At 67.0% G+C, this 14,069-nt stretch carries 17 protein-coding genes; 2 read left to right on the top strand and 15 right to left on the bottom strand.

Annotation, left to right across the window (positions count from 1 at the left end):
* Positions 1-21 precede the first annotated feature (21 nt).
* Genes purB through JOF56_RS12210 form a run of 6 tightly spaced genes read right to left on the bottom strand, consistent with a single transcriptional unit; the run spans position 22 to position 4,754 of the window.
* Complete coding sequence (gene purB / locus JOF56_RS12235; RefSeq protein ID WP_209637312.1) at positions 22-1,449, bottom strand: adenylosuccinate lyase; 1,428 nt, start codon at positions 1,447-1,449, stop codon at positions 22-24.
* Between the two features lie 20 nt (positions 1,450-1,469).
* Positions 1,470-2,252, bottom strand: a complete 783-nt coding sequence (locus tag JOF56_RS12230) for a hypothetical protein (protein WP_209637310.1) — start codon at positions 2,250-2,252, stop codon at positions 1,470-1,472.
* Positions 2,249-2,788: an RNA polymerase sigma factor gene (locus tag JOF56_RS12225; protein WP_209637308.1), complete on the bottom strand. Its 540-nt coding sequence runs from the start codon at positions 2,786-2,788 to the stop codon at positions 2,249-2,251. Before JOF56_RS12225 ends, JOF56_RS12230 begins: the two co-directional genes overlap by 4 nt.
* A 60-nt stretch (positions 2,789-2,848) precedes the next feature.
* On the bottom strand, positions 2,849-3,436 hold the full coding sequence (locus tag JOF56_RS12220) for a TetR/AcrR family transcriptional regulator (protein ID WP_209637307.1): 588 nt from the start codon (positions 3,434-3,436) through the stop codon (positions 2,849-2,851).
* A gap of 20 nt (positions 3,437-3,456) precedes the next feature.
* A complete protein-coding gene (locus tag JOF56_RS12215) occupies positions 3,457-4,221 on the bottom strand; it encodes a hypothetical protein (protein ID WP_209637305.1) in 765 nt (254 codons plus the stop codon).
* 14 nt (positions 4,222-4,235) lie between these two features.
* Positions 4,236-4,754 carry a SigE family RNA polymerase sigma factor gene (locus JOF56_RS12210; protein ID WP_209637304.1) on the bottom strand — a complete coding sequence of 173 codons (519 nt, stop codon included), beginning with the start codon at positions 4,752-4,754 and terminating at the stop codon, positions 4,236-4,238.
* 150 nt (positions 4,755-4,904) lie between these two features.
* Between JOF56_RS12210 and JOF56_RS12205 the strand changes: the two genes are divergently transcribed.
* Both JOF56_RS12205 and JOF56_RS12200 read left to right on the top strand, forming a co-directional pair.
* Complete coding sequence (locus JOF56_RS12205) at positions 4,905-5,909, top strand: threonine aldolase family protein (RefSeq protein WP_209648200.1); 1,005 nt, start codon at positions 4,905-4,907, stop codon at positions 5,907-5,909.
* Between the two features lies 1 nt (position 5,910).
* On the top strand, positions 5,911-6,495 hold the full coding sequence (locus tag JOF56_RS12200) for an HAD-IA family hydrolase (RefSeq protein WP_209637303.1): 585 nt from the start codon (positions 5,911-5,913) through the stop codon (positions 6,493-6,495).
* On the opposite strand, the gene JOF56_RS12195 is transcribed toward JOF56_RS12200, so the two are convergent.
* The 9 genes from JOF56_RS12195 to purD form a co-directional block, all read right to left on the bottom strand.
* Positions 6,490-6,651, bottom strand: a complete 162-nt coding sequence (locus tag JOF56_RS12195) for a hypothetical protein (RefSeq protein ID WP_209637302.1) — start codon at positions 6,649-6,651, stop codon at positions 6,490-6,492. The genes JOF56_RS12200 and JOF56_RS12195 overlap by 6 nt on opposite strands.
* Before the next feature lie 133 nt (positions 6,652-6,784).
* Positions 6,785-7,930: a pyridoxal phosphate-dependent aminotransferase gene (locus JOF56_RS12190; protein WP_209637301.1), complete on the bottom strand. Its 1,146-nt coding sequence runs from the start codon at positions 7,928-7,930 to the stop codon at positions 6,785-6,787.
* 186 nt (positions 7,931-8,116) lie between these two features.
* Positions 8,117-9,271 carry a transglycosylase SLT domain-containing protein gene (locus tag JOF56_RS60055; RefSeq protein WP_209637300.1) on the bottom strand — a complete coding sequence of 385 codons (1,155 nt, stop codon included), beginning with the start codon at positions 9,269-9,271 and terminating at the stop codon, positions 8,117-8,119.
* Between the two features lie 23 nt (positions 9,272-9,294).
* On the bottom strand, positions 9,295-9,591 hold the full coding sequence (locus JOF56_RS12180) for a hypothetical protein (protein WP_209637299.1): 297 nt from the start codon (positions 9,589-9,591) through the stop codon (positions 9,295-9,297).
* Positions 9,592-9,655: 64 nt separating this feature from the next.
* Positions 9,656-10,414 carry an ESX secretion-associated protein EspG gene (locus JOF56_RS12175; protein WP_209637297.1) on the bottom strand — a complete coding sequence of 253 codons (759 nt, stop codon included), beginning with the start codon at positions 10,412-10,414 and terminating at the stop codon, positions 9,656-9,658.
* Positions 10,411-11,652, bottom strand: coding sequence for a hypothetical protein (locus tag JOF56_RS12170; RefSeq protein ID WP_209637295.1), 1,242 nt, complete (start codon positions 11,650-11,652; stop codon positions 10,411-10,413). Before JOF56_RS12170 ends, JOF56_RS12175 begins: the two co-directional genes overlap by 4 nt.
* Positions 11,653-11,661: 9 nt before the next feature.
* A complete protein-coding gene (locus JOF56_RS12165; RefSeq protein WP_209637293.1) occupies positions 11,662-12,258 on the bottom strand; it encodes a DUF3558 domain-containing protein in 597 nt (198 codons plus the stop codon).
* A 19-nt stretch (positions 12,259-12,277) separates the two neighbouring features.
* A complete protein-coding gene (locus JOF56_RS12160) occupies positions 12,278-12,670 on the bottom strand; it encodes a PE domain-containing protein (protein ID WP_209637291.1) in 393 nt (130 codons plus the stop codon).
* Positions 12,671-12,781: 111 nt separating this feature from the next.
* Positions 12,782-14,044 carry a phosphoribosylamine--glycine ligase gene (gene purD / locus JOF56_RS12155; RefSeq protein WP_209637289.1) on the bottom strand — a complete coding sequence of 421 codons (1,263 nt, stop codon included), beginning with the start codon at positions 14,042-14,044 and terminating at the stop codon, positions 12,782-12,784.
* Between the last annotated feature and the right edge of the window lie 25 nt (positions 14,045-14,069).

Raw genomic sequence — 14,069 nt, 5'->3', positions numbered from 1 at the left:
GATGTGCCTGCCGTATCCGGGCTACAGAATGGGAGCAGGCACGTAACCGGCCGCTTCCGGGTAGTCCTCAAGGACCTCGGAGACGCGCTTCACGACCGCGCTGACCTGGCTGTCGGCGACACCGGTGAACGACAGCCGGTCGGCCAGCAGAGCGTCCAACTGGGACCGGTCCAACGGCAGGCGCTCGTCGGCGGCGAGCCGGTCGAGCAGGTCGTTTTCGGCCGCACCCTGCTCACGCATGGCCAACGCCACCGCGACGGCGTTTTCCTTGATCGCTTCGTGGGCGGTCTCCCGGCCGACACCGGCCTGGACCGCGGCCATCAGGACCTTGGTGGTGGCCAGGAACGGCAGGTACCGGTCGAGCTCACGCGCGATCACCGCCGGATACGCGCCGAACTCGTCGAGCACCGTGAGGAAGGTCTGGAAAAGCCCGTCCAGCGCGAAGAAAGCGTCCGGCAGAGCCACTCGGCGGACCACGGAACAGGACACGTCGCCCTCGTTCCACTGGTCGCCGGAGAGCTCACCGACCATCGACAGGTATCCGCGCAACACGACCGCGAGGCCGTTGACCCGCTCGCAGGACCGCGTGTTCATCTTGTGCGGCATGGCCGACGAGCCGACCTGGCCGGGCCGGAAGCCTTCGGTGACCAGCTCGTGGCCGGCCATCAGCCGGATCGTCTTGGCCACACTGCCCGGCGCGCCGGCCAGTTGCACCAAAGTGGACACCACGTCGAAGTCCAGCGACCGCGGGTACACCTGGCCGACACTGGTGAAGACCCGGTCGAAGCCGAGGTGCCCGGCCACCCGTCGTTCCAACTCGTCCAATGTGGACTTATTGCCGCCGAGCAGGTCCAGCATGTCCTGGGACGTGCCGACCGGGCCCTTCACGCCGCGCAACGGGTACCGGCTGATCAGGTTCGCCAGCCGCTCGAACGCCACGAGCAGCTCGTCGGCCGCGGTCGCGAACCGTTTGCCCAGGGTGGTCGCCTGTGCGGCCACGTTGTGCGAACGGCCCGCCATCACCAGGTCGGTGTGCTCGGTGGCCAGCCTGGCCAGCCGCGCGAGCACGGCCAGCGTGCGGGACGCGATCAGCTCAAGCGACCGCTTGACCTGCAACTGCTCGACGTTCTCGGTCAGGTCCCGCGAGGTCATGCCCTTGTGCACGTGCTCGTGCCCGGCGAGCGCGTTGAATTCCTCGATCCGGGCCTTCACGTCGTGCCGCGTGACCCGCTCGCGATCGGCGATGGACGCCAGGTCGACCTCGCCGATCACGCGCTCGTAGTCCGCGATCACGCCGCCGGAGATGGCCACCCCCAGCTCGGCCTGGGCCCGCAGGACCGCAAGCCACAGCTCACGCTCCAGGATGACCTTGTGCTCCGGCGACCAGAGCTGGGCCAGCTCGACCGAGGCGTAGCGGTTGGCGAGGACGTTCGGAATACGCGGCTTCACGTCTACACAGCGTAGGGCACCTACAAGTGCAGAGCCGGATCCGTGGCGAGCCTGGTGATCTGGTCCACAGTGAGCGCGACGTCCGGCTGGTACACCGGCTCGGTCCCGCTCGTCGGGTCGTAGTTGTAGGTGGTGATCCGGACCAGGGTCCCGTCATTGCGGAAGTGGATCGCGCTGACGATCCGCATCTGCGTGGAATTACCTTCTGGCGTGCGCACCTGCTCGATCACCACCAGGCTGCCGTCCTGCTGTGGCCGCGGCTGGCAACTGTCACAGGTGCGGTCCACGTTCTCCTGGTCGTTCTGGACGTGGATCTCGACGGCCGTCTTCGCACCGAGCCTGAACGTCGCGAAACTGCCGAGGTACTTCTGGCCGTCCGCCACGGCTCCCTCAGCCTCGCCCTGGAACACGCCGATCTTCAGTTCCTTGGCCTCAGGAACCACCACCGGTACCTGGGTGCGCAGGTACTCCTGCATCTGCGTACCCCGGGTGATCAGCTGGTCCCTGGTGAGCGGCGGTTTCGTCGGTGGCGCCGTCTTGGCCGGGCTGCTCGGAAAGGGCGCCGCGGACGAAGGTGGCGCCGCCATCGGCAGCTCGGCGGAACCACCGGAAATGCCCAGCACCACGGGAATCATGACGGCGGTGACGGCCACCGCCGCGGTGCTCGCGCCGACAGCGATCAACGCCCGGCGACGCCGGGCCAGCCGCTCGGCGGTGTCCACCAGCTCGTCCAGATCGAACTTCATCGGCGGTTCGTCGGCGACGGCCAGCTTCAGGCCATCCCGGAACTCCTGCTCACTCAAGACACGACCCTCCTTGCCGGCCTGCCGGCCGATAGGTTCTCCACCACTGACCGCAATGTGTCCAGGCCGCGGGCGGTCTGGCTCTTGACTGTCCCTTCCGAACAATTGAGGACCGCGGCCGTCTCCGAGACCGACAGGTCGTCGAAGTACCGCAGAACGAGGGCGGCCCGCTGGCGTGGCGGCAGTTCGAGCAGAGCTCGGTGCGTCATGTCCTTGGCCCAGGAACGCGCCTGCGCGGCCTCCGGGTCGGCGCCCGTGTCCGGGTGGTCCGGCGGCGCGGCGACCCGCAGTTCACTGCGCCGCCATGGCCGTCTTTTCTCGTCCAGCCAGGTGTTCAGCAGAACCTTGCGAGCGTAGTTCTGCATGCTTTCCTGTTTCTGCACCGTCGGCCACGCCCGGTAGATCTTGATCAGCGTGGTCTGCGTGAGGTCCTCGGCGGTGTGCCAGTCCCCGCAGAACAAGTAGGCACAACGACGCAGCGCGGCCGCATGCTTGCCGGCGAAGGCGCGAAACCTCTCCTCGTCGGGCTTGCGCAATGTGGCTCCCTTCCCTTTCCCGCCCTACCTCACGCGGCGGGCGGCAGGAAGGTTGCATGGCTATTGCGTGAGCGTCGTCCGCAGCATCCGGCGTGCGGTAGCCCGCGGGTCAGAGTGGATCTCCAGCAACGCGTTCACCACGGCGCCGTCGACGAGCGCGATGACCTGTTCGATCCGTTCCTTCGACAAGGGCATGCCACATCGGGTGAAGATGTCCGCCAGCAGGCTGTGCAGCTCGACCGCCATCGCCCGCATCACAGGCCGCAGATAGGGCCTGCGTCCGGTCGCGACCAGCCGCTCGTATCGCAGCAACACCGCTTCGGCGTCGCCGGACTCCGGCTCGACGCCGAGCAGCTGGTCGAGCACCAGTTCGACGAGCTGGTCGAACCCGGGTTTCTCTTCCTCGACGGCCTCGAGCTGGCGACGGCCCCGGCCCAGCTCGGTCCAGCCCTGGTACTCCGCGGCGGCGGTGATCAGCTCGTCGAGGGAATCGAAGTAGTAGGTGGTGGACGCGAGCGGCAAGCCGGCCCGATCAGCCACAGCACGGTGCCGGATCGCGTCGAAGCCGCCCTCGGCGAGCAGCTGCGCGGCTGCTTCGACAAGCGCTTGGCGCCTGCGCTCACCTTTGGGCGTACTGGCGGCAGTCATGGTCTGACCAGCGTAGTGGTTCAGAACCTCGTGCCGATCTCGGCCGCGTAGCGCGGGATCTGATCGCTCAACGGCGCCCCGGACGTGCCGGGCGCGGGCTGGCTGACGATGTACACCAGTCCGCCCTTGGCGGCTTGGGCCTGTGTGGGGACGTAGCCTTCGACGTTGCTGCCCATCGGGACGAAACCCGGCTCGACTCCCGGCGGCACGAGGACGATCGAGATCGTGCCCTTGCGGACACCGTCCGTGACGGCGAAGGCGGCCGCACCGGCGCCCGCCGGGCAGCCGAACGGGACTGTGACCTGGCCCTGGTTTGCGGCGGCCGGGAGCTCGCCCGCGAGGGCAGCAGCGAGCTCCCGGTCCGCCTTGCACCCACTCGGGGTGCCGCCGGCTCCGCCGGCATTACCGGACGGAGTGCCTCCCTGCTTAGGCGGCCCCGTCCGGTCGTCCTGATTGGTGCTCAGCTCCTCGGTACGCGGCGCTGGTACCGCCGGTGCCTGAGCCGAGCCTCCGCCGTCCATACTGCCACTGTTGGCCATGGGTGCGCCGCCCATTGCAGGGGCACTGACCTCTGACGAGTCCCGCATTTCACCCGATAGGGCAACGGTCGTCACCGCTCCGCCGGCCAGGAGCACCAGCGCCAGGGCGGATCCGGCGACAATGCTGTTCCGCCGCTTGATCGTCGCTCTGTGTGACGCCGTGCGGACCGCACCCGCGTCGAAGGAGGCGGGTGGCACGTCCCGCACGGCGTCATTGAACAGATCAGCCAGTTTTTTCTCGTCCACCTACATCCACCTCCTCACGAAGCAGGCCGCAGATCGTCCAGCGAGTCACCCAACGCCTCCCGCAAGGCTGCCAGGCCGCGCGCGGTCTGGCTTTTCACCGTGCCCTCGGAGCACTTGAGCGCCTCGGCGGTGGCCGCGACGTCCAGCCCTTCCAGGAACCTCAGTACCAGCACCGCCCGCTGCCTCGGCGGCACCTGCCGTAGCCCGTCGATGAGAGCAGACCTGGTCGCCACCGTGTCGCCGACCTCGCCGTCCGGCTGAGCCGACTCGGGCAACTGATCGACGAATCGCTCCCGCCGCCAGGGCCGGCGCGACTCGTCGATCATCGCGCGCACCACCGTCCGGCGGACGTAGGCGTCCAGTGCGCCCCGGTCGCGCACCTTGCGCCACCTGCGGTGCAGCGCGACGAACGCGGTCTGAGCCAGGTCGTCCGCCCGATGCCAGTCACCACAGAGCATGTACGCGGTCCGACGCACGGCGTCTCGCCGCGCCTCGAAGTACTCCGCGAACTCCTGCTCCTCGCGCTGATCCACGCGGACGCTCTCCGCTCGTCGTCTACGGCTAATGGACGGAACTGATAACCCACACGGTTGCATGGTCTCGCGCTGAGTTCTACGCCACAGTCCGAATCGTGTTGCCTCCGGGGCCGGTCCGTATGGTGTGATCGGTTCGTGACCTCGGCGATGATCATCGACCTGCGTTCGGACACTGTCACAGCTCCCGACGAACGAATGCGCATAGCCATGGCGAGCGCCGTCGTCGCGGACGACGTACTGGACCACGACCCGACGATGCGCAGACTCGAGGAAACCGTCGCCGACCTGCTCGGAGTCGAGGCCGCGCTGTGGGTGCCCAGCGGGTCGATGGGCAACGTGATCGCGCTGATGGTGCACCTGCGCCGCGGCGACCGCTTCCTCGCGCCGTACGCCGCGCACGTGCTCGCCAACGAACTCGGCGCCGGGGCTTGGCTGGCCGGCGGGATGCCCGAGCCGCTCGCGTGGGACGCGGGGCCAGGCCGGATCTCGGTCGAGTCGCTGCGGGCCGCGATCGGCGGGCCCGTGCCGTACCACGGGCTGAACACAACGCTGCTGTGCTTGGAGAACACGCACAACGCCGCCGGCGGCGCCGTCACCCCGCCTGACGAACACGCGCACCTCGTCGCCACCGCTCGCGAAGCCGGACTTACCGTGCACTTGGACGGCGCCCGGCTGTGGAACGCCTCGGTCGCGCTCGGCGTGCCACCTGCCGCGCTGACCGTCGGCGCCGACACTGTTCAGGTCTGTTTGAGCAAGGGCTTGGGCGCACCGGTCGGGTCCGTTGTCGCAGGCTCTTCGTCGTTCGTGACCGAGGCCCGCCGGGTCCGCAAGATGCTGGGCGGCGGCGTGCGGCAGGGCGGCGTGCTGGCCGCTGCGGGGCTGATCGCGTTGGAGAACATCGAGTCCCTGGCCGACGACCACCGTAACGCGCGGATGCTCGCCGACGGCCTGACCGCGCTGGGGTGGGACGTGAGCCCGCCGCAGACCAACATCGTGATGGCAAGCGTGCCCGACGTCGAGCACGCTTTGACCGGACTGCACCGGATCGGTGTGCTGGCCACCCCGATGGCCGGGCGCGTCCGGTTCGTCACGCATCGGGATGTGTCATCCGATGACATCGTGGAAGCGTTGCGACGACTGGAAAAGGAGTGACATGCGCTGGATCGTGTTCGACTACGGCGAGGTCATCAGCAAGCGCACCAACGCATTGCCGGAGCTCGCCGAGGTACTGGGGGCGGACCCGATCGCTTTCGAAAGCTCCTACTGGGCGCACCGCGAGGCGTACGACCGCGGCCTGGCCGACCTGGAGTACTGGAGCCTGGTGGCCGGTCAGTCGCTGGAGCCGCAGGTCTCGGCCCAGCTGACGAAGATCGACACGACCGGCTGGCTGTCGGTCGAGCAGTCCACAATGGACCTGATCGCCGACGTCAAGGCGGCCGGGCCCGGCCTGGCGCTGCTGTCCAACGCGCCGTCCGCGTTCGGCCGGATGGTCGAGGTGGAGGCGTGGTCCAAGCAGTTCGCCCACCTGATGTTCTCCGGCGACCTGGGCATCGCCAAGCCCGACGCGGAGATCTGGGCCGCACTGCTTGACCGGATCGGCGCACAGCCGGCCGACTGCGTGTTCTTCGACGACCGGCAGGTCAACATCGACGGCGCCACAGCGGCCGGTCTGCACGGGCGGCTGTGGCGCTCGGCGGCGCAGGCCCGTACGGACCTGGCCGGCCTGGGATGGCTATGACTTGATCTGGGAACGCTTCACGGCGCCGTAGGCGATCGCACCGACCGTCACGACGGCACCGATGATCAAAACCCACTTGAAGATCGAGAAAATCGCCCCGATCAGCATGAACGCCAGCCAGATCACGACGATCGCGCCGATGATCTTCATCAACATGTCGGTCCTCCCCGATCAGGTGCGGCGGAAATCTCACGAAGTGAACGATCGGCGCTCACCAGCGGTTCCCGTGCTACCCAGTCAACCAGCGCGGGGCCGCTGGGGGCATCAGGAATGATCCTGATTTCACCCCTCAGGGTTTGCCGAGCCAGCCCCCGAGCCGGGCGACGGCCTGCTCGATCTCGGCATGCGAACCGGCGAACGACATCCGGATGAACCTCGACCCATGCTCCGGATCGAAGTCGATACCAGGCACGATGGCCAGGCCCGTATCGGCCAGCAAGCGCTGGCACCAGCTCATCGCATCATGCGTGAGATGCCCGATATCGGCGTAGACGTAAAACGCGCCATCGGCCGGGGCAAGCCGATCGATCTTGAGGTCCTTGAGGCCTTTCAGCAGGATGTCCCGATTGGTCCGGTATTTCTCGACATGCCCGTCCAGTTCGGCGTACGAATCCTCGGTGAACGCGGCGACTGCGGCATGCTGCGCGATAGCCGGGGCGCAGATATTGAAATTCCCGATCAGGCACTCGACAGCGCGATGAAGTCGTTGCGGAACAAGCAACCACCCGAGCCGCCACCCAGTCATGGCGAAATACTTGGAGAACGAGTTCACAACAACCGGTTCGCGACTGAACTGCCACGCGGAGGCGGGCTTCAGGCCGTAGTCGATACCGTGATAGATCTCGTCACTGATCAGCTGAACCCCATGCTCGGCACACCACCCCGCGATCGCCGCCAGCTCCGGCCCCGCGACAACAGTCCCCGTGGGATTCGCCGGGCTCGCGATCACCACGCCCTTGACCGGCCCCAGCTCATCCAGCATGGCCACGGTCGGCTGAAAGGTCTCGATCTCCACAACCTCACAGCCCAACGCCTTGAGAATATTCCGATACGCCGGATAGCCCGGCCTCGCCAGCGCCACCCGATCCCCCGGATCGAACGCCGCCAGGAACGACAGCAGAAACCCTCCAGAGGACCCGGTGGTCACCACAACGTCCTGCGGACTTACCTCCAGGGCGTAGGTCCGTTCGTAGTGCGCGGCGATCGCTTCCCTGAGTTCCGGGATACCCAACTGCTCGGTGTACCCAAGCTTGGTGCTGTACAAGGCTTTCTGCGCCGCCTCAAGCACAGGCGCCGAGGCAGAGGCAGAGGGCTGGCCCGCCGCCAGCGACACAACATCCCCTTTGGCACGTTGCCGGGCGTTCGCCGCCTCAAGCACATCCATGACATAGAACGGCGGCACAGCAGCCCTGGCAGCAACAGTCAGATCCCGCATACCGCCAGCCTAACTCCGCCCCAACCGGGTGATCCCCGTACGAACGGCCCACTCGCCCCGGTTCGCCCTTCACAACCCCCCGCTGATCTTGCTCCCCCTGTAGTCTGGCGCAGGGCTGTCCCCCCGGTGGTCGGGTGGGGGATGTCTTTCTTATGGAGGGCTCGGGCAGCGAGGCTTCAGTTGGGGTCAGTAGCCGCGGTAGGCGCCGCCGCTGTTCATTGCCTTGATGCCTGGGACGTTGTCGAGGGAGCCATAGCGGGAGATCGCGTAGTTCACACCCGCGCAGATGTTGTCGACTGGGTTCCAGATGTCGTTTCGGCCGGGCAGTTTGTAGCTGTTGAAGGTCGGGTCGATGCATTGCATCAGACCTTTTGATGGGGTTCCCTTGGCGGCGTTGGAGTCCCAGTTGTTTATCGCGTGCGCGTTTCCGCCGGATTCGTGCTGGATTATCGCCCAGATTTTGGGGACGTCCGCTTCGCTTACGTTGATTCCGTTGGCGCGCAGGATTTCCATTGCTTGCTTTATCCAGTCCTGGACGTTGCCGGGGACTGGGCCTGCGGGTGGGCCGCCGCTTGAGCCCATGCCTCCGCCACCCCCTCCACCGCCGCCGGAGAAGCCGCCTCCTCCACCGCTGCTTGAGCCGCTGCCGGTGCTGGTGTGGCTGCTGTTTCCGGGGCCTGTCTGCTTCGGCTGGGGGTCGGTTCCGGATGGCGTTGTGCTTTGGTCGCGGGGTGTCCTGTCCCATTCGACCTTCTTGCCGGGGCCTGGGACGTAGGGCTGGGTGCCTGGGTCGGGGATGTCAACGAAACGGGAGCTGGGGTTGGCCGCCGCTTTGACTTCCGTGGCCGCCGCTTTCAGCTGTTCTTCCGTTTCTTTCAGCTTGTTCTCAATATCGGTGGCCGCTGCTGCGGTTATTGGGGCTGCGGCCGCGTCTATCTGGGCTTGGTCGGCGTCGGGGTTTTGCTGGGCGAAGCGTTTGATCTCACTGAGGGCCTGTTCGCAACGATTTGCGACATAGTGTTTCGCGTCGTCGATCGCGGAGGCGACCTTGCCCAATGCGACGCCTGCCTTGGTCAGGGATTCTCCGTTGGCTGTGCCGGCTTTGGAGAATCTGTCCATGTAGGCGACGAACTGGTCGGCTGAGGCGCCTTGCCAGGCGTCGTCGAGCTGCTTGACCGCCGTTGACACGCCGGTGCCGTGCTGGGCGGCGTTCGTGCCCGCTTTTGTCAGGCGTTCGGCCGCCGCGGTGATCGAGCCGGAGTCCGCGCTCTCGACTTTCTGCGCCGCGGCAAGGACTGCCTGGCCACCTGCGTATCGGGATACCGCCTCAGCAGCGCTCACGGTCGCTTCCTCCCCAGGAAACTCTAGACAGCCAAGTTCTTGGCGTTTTGCGTCTCGACGTTGTGCACGCTCTGCACGACCGCGTCCAACGCGCGGGCGATCTGGTCGAGCAACTGTTCGGCTTTGTCGAACTCGCCGAACATCAGCTGGTTGACCTCGTCGACCGCGCTGGAGACCGCGCCTGAGCTGGGCAGCTTGCCGTAGGCACCCGCGTCGTTTGGCACGTTGTGAAACGAATCCGCGATCTCGCCGAACTTCGGTTTGAAGCCCTGCACAGCCGTCATGCAGTTGTTGATCGCGTCGATGTTGTAGTCGGCCACGTCCCCACCCTTCGCCACCGTTGTGACTGCGACGGATCAAGCCACTCGCCGGTTCCCGGTCACTCTAGATCTCGTCGAGTAATTCCCGGACGAATGCGGCGAGCCGATTGTTGTCGGCAGGCGAGACCGTGCACCACATGCGGCCGTCCGGGCTTGGCTTCACCAAATCGAGGTAACGACCGTCGGGCGTGTCGTGGAATGCGACAACACGGTCAGCCCGGACAATTCTCTGATCGCGCTGACGGCGTTCGGCGCCGAACTGACCGCGTGTGGTGATTCCGGCGAGCATCGACGTCAGCGTCTGCGCCTCCCGCAGGCTGATGCCTTTCGACTCGAGTCTGGTGATGAATTTCCGGGGATCACCGTGGGATTCGTTGTCCGCGGCCACCACGAGATCGTTCGGCAGACTGACCGAACGGCCACCACCGGCGACCATGTCCCCGGCCACGGACACAGCGGACTCGGCCAGGCCACTGTCGCGGGCCGGGATCAACCACACCTGGCCCTCGTCGATCACCGCGAGCTGGGCCGCGCGACCGGCCTGGGCGGCGAACGCCTTGACCTCACGGCCCGCCCAGATCCACACGTCGACGCTGATATGCGGATGTGCCAGCACCTCAAGCATGTCGACAAGCTCGGGCACGGCCCGGCCGGATTCGGCGAGTTTGCGCGATTCCAGCCCGGCCCACGTCTTCTTGACCAGTTCAGCGCGTTCCGCGTGGGTCTTGCCAGGACTGGGCACGTCCAGCGCGACATGCCGCTCAGGCAGCCGCTCACTTTCCCAGACGACGTCGAACTCCAGCGCGGAGAGAACCAGGCTCACTCGTCGTCGTCTTCACCCAGAACCGACGGGATGACCATCCGGTCGTCGGCGAACACGTCCTCGGCTTCGATCCCGTACTTGCGCACGTGCTCATCGTCCTCTTCGCCCTGAGCAGTGCCCGCAGCGGGCTGCATCATGGACGTGCCAGGCTTGCTCTTCGCCCCGACCCGGTCGGCCGTCCGCGCGGCAGCCTCCTCGTGCGGCAGACCACCCATCGAAGCCGACGACCCACGAGAACCACCTGGCACAGCACCCGTCCCTGGGCGCCCGCCACGGACAAGCCTGTCCTTGTCAGCGACCGCACCCACAGCCGCGCCGCCACCAGCGCCACCGGCCATACCGACCGCAGCCGCGCCAATCCCCTCGAAAGACGGCCGCATCATGGGCGACGGCGGCGGCGTCACACCGGGCGGAGTCACGCCCGGCACACCCGGCAGAGGCCCGGTACCGATCAGTTTGCCTGGCCCGCCTGGGTTTCCGGGCACACCTGGGCCGCCACCCGGCTGACCCGTCGGACCGCCGCCCGGATTCTGTGGCACACCGTCGTAGGAGCCGATCGGTCCACCTGGGACACCAGGGGCACCGCTCGTCACCGGAATATTGGAACTACCAGGCGTGAAGGGGGACACACCCCCGCTGAAACCCGACACGCTCGTGCCCGTCGACGGCCGCTGGATCGGCTGCGACACCAAGCCCAAAGCAGGCGGCACCGGCAGCGACTGATAGCCGGTCAGATTCTGCTTGCTCGAGTTCGCGTAGCTGTTCATCGCATCGACGGCCTGGGCACGCGCCGCCTGCGTCTGCTGCACTTCCTTCGAGTGGTCAGTCGTGTGGCAGAGCAGCTTGTCGACCAAGTTGTAGTCCGTCGCGCCGCGCAGAGTCTTGGACTCCGGCGCGCAGTTGCGGGTCCGCGAGAAGTCGCTGCCCTGGTTGCCCACCGCGCCCGCCGAGCCGGTGATCGTGCCCGTGGCCGAGCCGCCGTACTGGGCGGAGTCGGTCATCACGACCTGGGCCTCCTCACCGGAGCCGCCCTCCCACTCCACGCCGAGCTTCTGCAGCTCGGTGCGCAGGACCTCGTCGGTCTGCTTGAGACTGTTCGCGATGGCCGTGAGCGCGTCGACCGCGCGGTTCATGCTTTCCGAGCCAGGGCCTTGGCGGACCTGGTCGACCATGGTCGCGAGTTCCTCGTTGCTGTAGCCGGCGAAGCGGTAGTCACCGATCTCGTGTTCCCCGGACATGGCGGTCCCTCACTTCAGGGTCTTGAGAGTCTGCATGGCAAGCGTTGCGGCCTGCTGGCTCATCTGGCACAGCTGCTCGCCGCTGAAGGCCTTTTTGGTGTGCGGGTCGATGGCGATCATCAGCTGCTGGCCGCCGGCCACACCCACCGATGTGGTGCAGCGGAAGTTCGCGTCGGAATCACCGCCGATCACAAAGCTGGCAGCCGGAAAGCCCTCGATCGAGACCAGTTTCGCATCGACATTGCGTTTGCCCGACAGCCAAGGCTCAACACCTTCCGTGGTGATCAAGCTGGCCGTGTAGTCGTAGAAGGGCTCCTTGGCGTTCACATTCAGAACGCATTCCGGCGCGCCCCGGTATATCTCGCTCGCGGAGCTGCGGCCACGAGTCCGGTTCACTTTCAGCTCATCGAGCTGGGCGGCGGTGAAGAGCTTGCAGGCATCGACACCGGTCAATGAAAGTTCACTGGGCCTGGGAGGCACCGCGATACTGGTCGGTGCCCCGCCGCCAGGAGGGGCCGCATTGCCGGAACCATTCGCCGGAATCGCCTGGCCGGGATCTGTATCAGTGCATCCCGCCAGTGCCGCGCCCGCCACCAGGGCGAGCACGACCGACCGGATCGCGCGATTAGTCAATCCTTGTCCCGAAGGTGGCGGCGATATCACTCTCGCTGAATCCGTAGGATTTGGCGCTGTCCTGCAGCTGGGTGATGAGTTTCTGCAGGCTGACCATGTATTCGTCGATGCGGGCCTTGTAGGAGTCGTCCGCGATGACCAGGCGGTAGTTCCAGGCCCGGGCGGCGTCACGGCTCACCGGATCGTCCGCCGCCGGCTCGACCTGCAGCGATGGGCTGTTCGCGTCGACACTGTCCTTCAGGGCGTCGATCTGGGTTTGGATGATCTTGGCCGCGGCGAGCACGTTGTCGTGGTTCACCTTGAGTGTGGCCGAACCCGACGGTGCTGCCGGCACCGCTTTCAGCACTTCCGCCCAGGAAAATGCCGAGCTTTGCGCTTCGTTCACGCCGCACCCCCATACGTTGCGTAGTCGTCCGGTCTCATTTTGTAGGCTACCAACGCTGGTAGACCCCTACATGGAGTTTGACGAAGAAACCGGCGGTGCGGTTCCGCCGAATCAGCTAGCGGGAACTGCGACCTCGCCGCGGGAAGCACGCAGGGCGATATCCGTCCGGTGGTGCGACCCGGCCAGGTGCAGGTTCTCGATTCGACGGTACGCATCCTGGCGCGCGGCCTCCAGGTCGTCGCCTACGCCGACCACCGAGAGGACCCGGCCGCCATTGGAGACCACGGCGCCGTCGTCGCGGCGGCGGGTGCCTGCGTGGAGTACGCCTTCGGCCTCGCTACCTGCGATAACGTCGCCAGTCCTCGGCCGGCCTGGGTAGCCCTCGGCGGCGATGACCACGGTGACCGCGGAGCCGTCGGCCCAGTCCAGCGGCGGCTGGGCGGCCAGAGTGCCGTTCGCCACAGAGAGCAGCAGCTCACCCAGCGGGGTCCGCAACAGGGCCAGCACTGCCTGGGTCTCCGGGTCGCCGAAACGGCAGTTGAACTCGATCACCTGCGGGCCGGTCGGGGTCATCGCGAGACCCGCGTACAGCAGGCCGGAGAACGGCACGCCACGGTTGGCCATCTCGTCGACGACCGGCTGGATGATCTTGGTCACGACCGAGGCCGCGAGGTCGTCCGCGGCCCATGGCAACGGCGAGTACGCGCCCATTCCGCCAGTGTTCGGGCCGGTGTCTCCGTCGCCGACACGCTTGAAGTCCTGCGCGGGCAGCAGCGGCACCACTGTCCGCTCGTCGACCAGGCAGAACAGGGAGACCTCGGGGCCTTCGAGGAAGGACTCCAGCAGCACGGGGTGGCCGCCGTCGAGCAGCGTCATCGCGTGCGCCCGCGCGGCTGCGAGGTCCGCCGTCACGACGACACCCTTGCCGGCTGCCAGGCCGTCGTCCTTGACGACGTAGGTGGGGCCGAAGCGCTGCAGGGCGGCGTCCAGGCGGGCCGGGTTGTCCACGATCTCGCTGTGCGCGGTCGGGACCCCGGCTGCCGCCATGATGTCCTTGGCGAACGCCTTCGAGCCCTCGATCTGCGCGGCCTCGCCGGACGGCCCGAAGCACGGGATGCCCGCGGCTTTGACCGCGTCGGCGACGCCGGCGACCAGGGGGACCTCGGGGCCGATCACGACGAGATCGGCGTTCCACTTGGTGGCCAGGGCCGTGACCTCGGCCGGGTCGGACGCCTCGACGCCGTAGAGCTCGGAGACCGCCGCTATGCCCGCGTTGCCGGGGGCACACGCCAACGCGGTGACTCCGGGGTCACGGGACAGGCCGAGGACCAGGGCATGCTCTCGGGCGCCAGACCCGATGACCAGAACGCGCACGACTGAAGAGGGTAGATGTCGCCGC

The organism is Kibdelosporangium banguiense, from assembly GCF_017876405.1.
Lineage (GTDB): Bacteria > Actinomycetota > Actinomycetes > Mycobacteriales > Pseudonocardiaceae > Kibdelosporangium > Kibdelosporangium banguiense.
Note: the sequence above shows the minus strand (reverse complement) of the source record. Positions and strands in the feature narration are given on the sequence as shown.

What these genes read in the sequence shown, in the direction of transcription:
- JOF56_RS12220 (WP_209637307.1), bottom strand. Translation starts at nt 3,436, where the DNA reads ATGACTGCCGCCAGTACGCCCAAAGGTGAGCGCAGGCGCCAAGCGCTT.
- JOF56_RS12205 (WP_209648200.1), top strand. Translation starts at nt 4,905, where the DNA reads ATGATCATCGACCTGCGTTCGGACACTGTCACAGCTCCCGACGAACGA.
- JOF56_RS12200 (WP_209637303.1), top strand. Translation starts at nt 5,911, where the DNA reads ATGCGCTGGATCGTGTTCGACTACGGCGAGGTCATCAGCAAGCGCACC.
- JOF56_RS12195 (WP_209637302.1), bottom strand. Translation starts at nt 6,651, where the DNA reads ATGTTGATGAAGATCATCGGCGCGATCGTCGTGATCTGGCTGGCGTTC.
- JOF56_RS12190 (WP_209637301.1), bottom strand. Translation starts at nt 7,930, where the DNA reads ATGCGGGATCTGACTGTTGCTGCCAGGGCTGCTGTGCCGCCGTTCTAT.
- JOF56_RS12170 (WP_209637295.1), bottom strand. Translation starts at nt 11,652, where the DNA reads ATGTCCGGGGAACACGAGATCGGTGACTACCGCTTCGCCGGCTACAGC.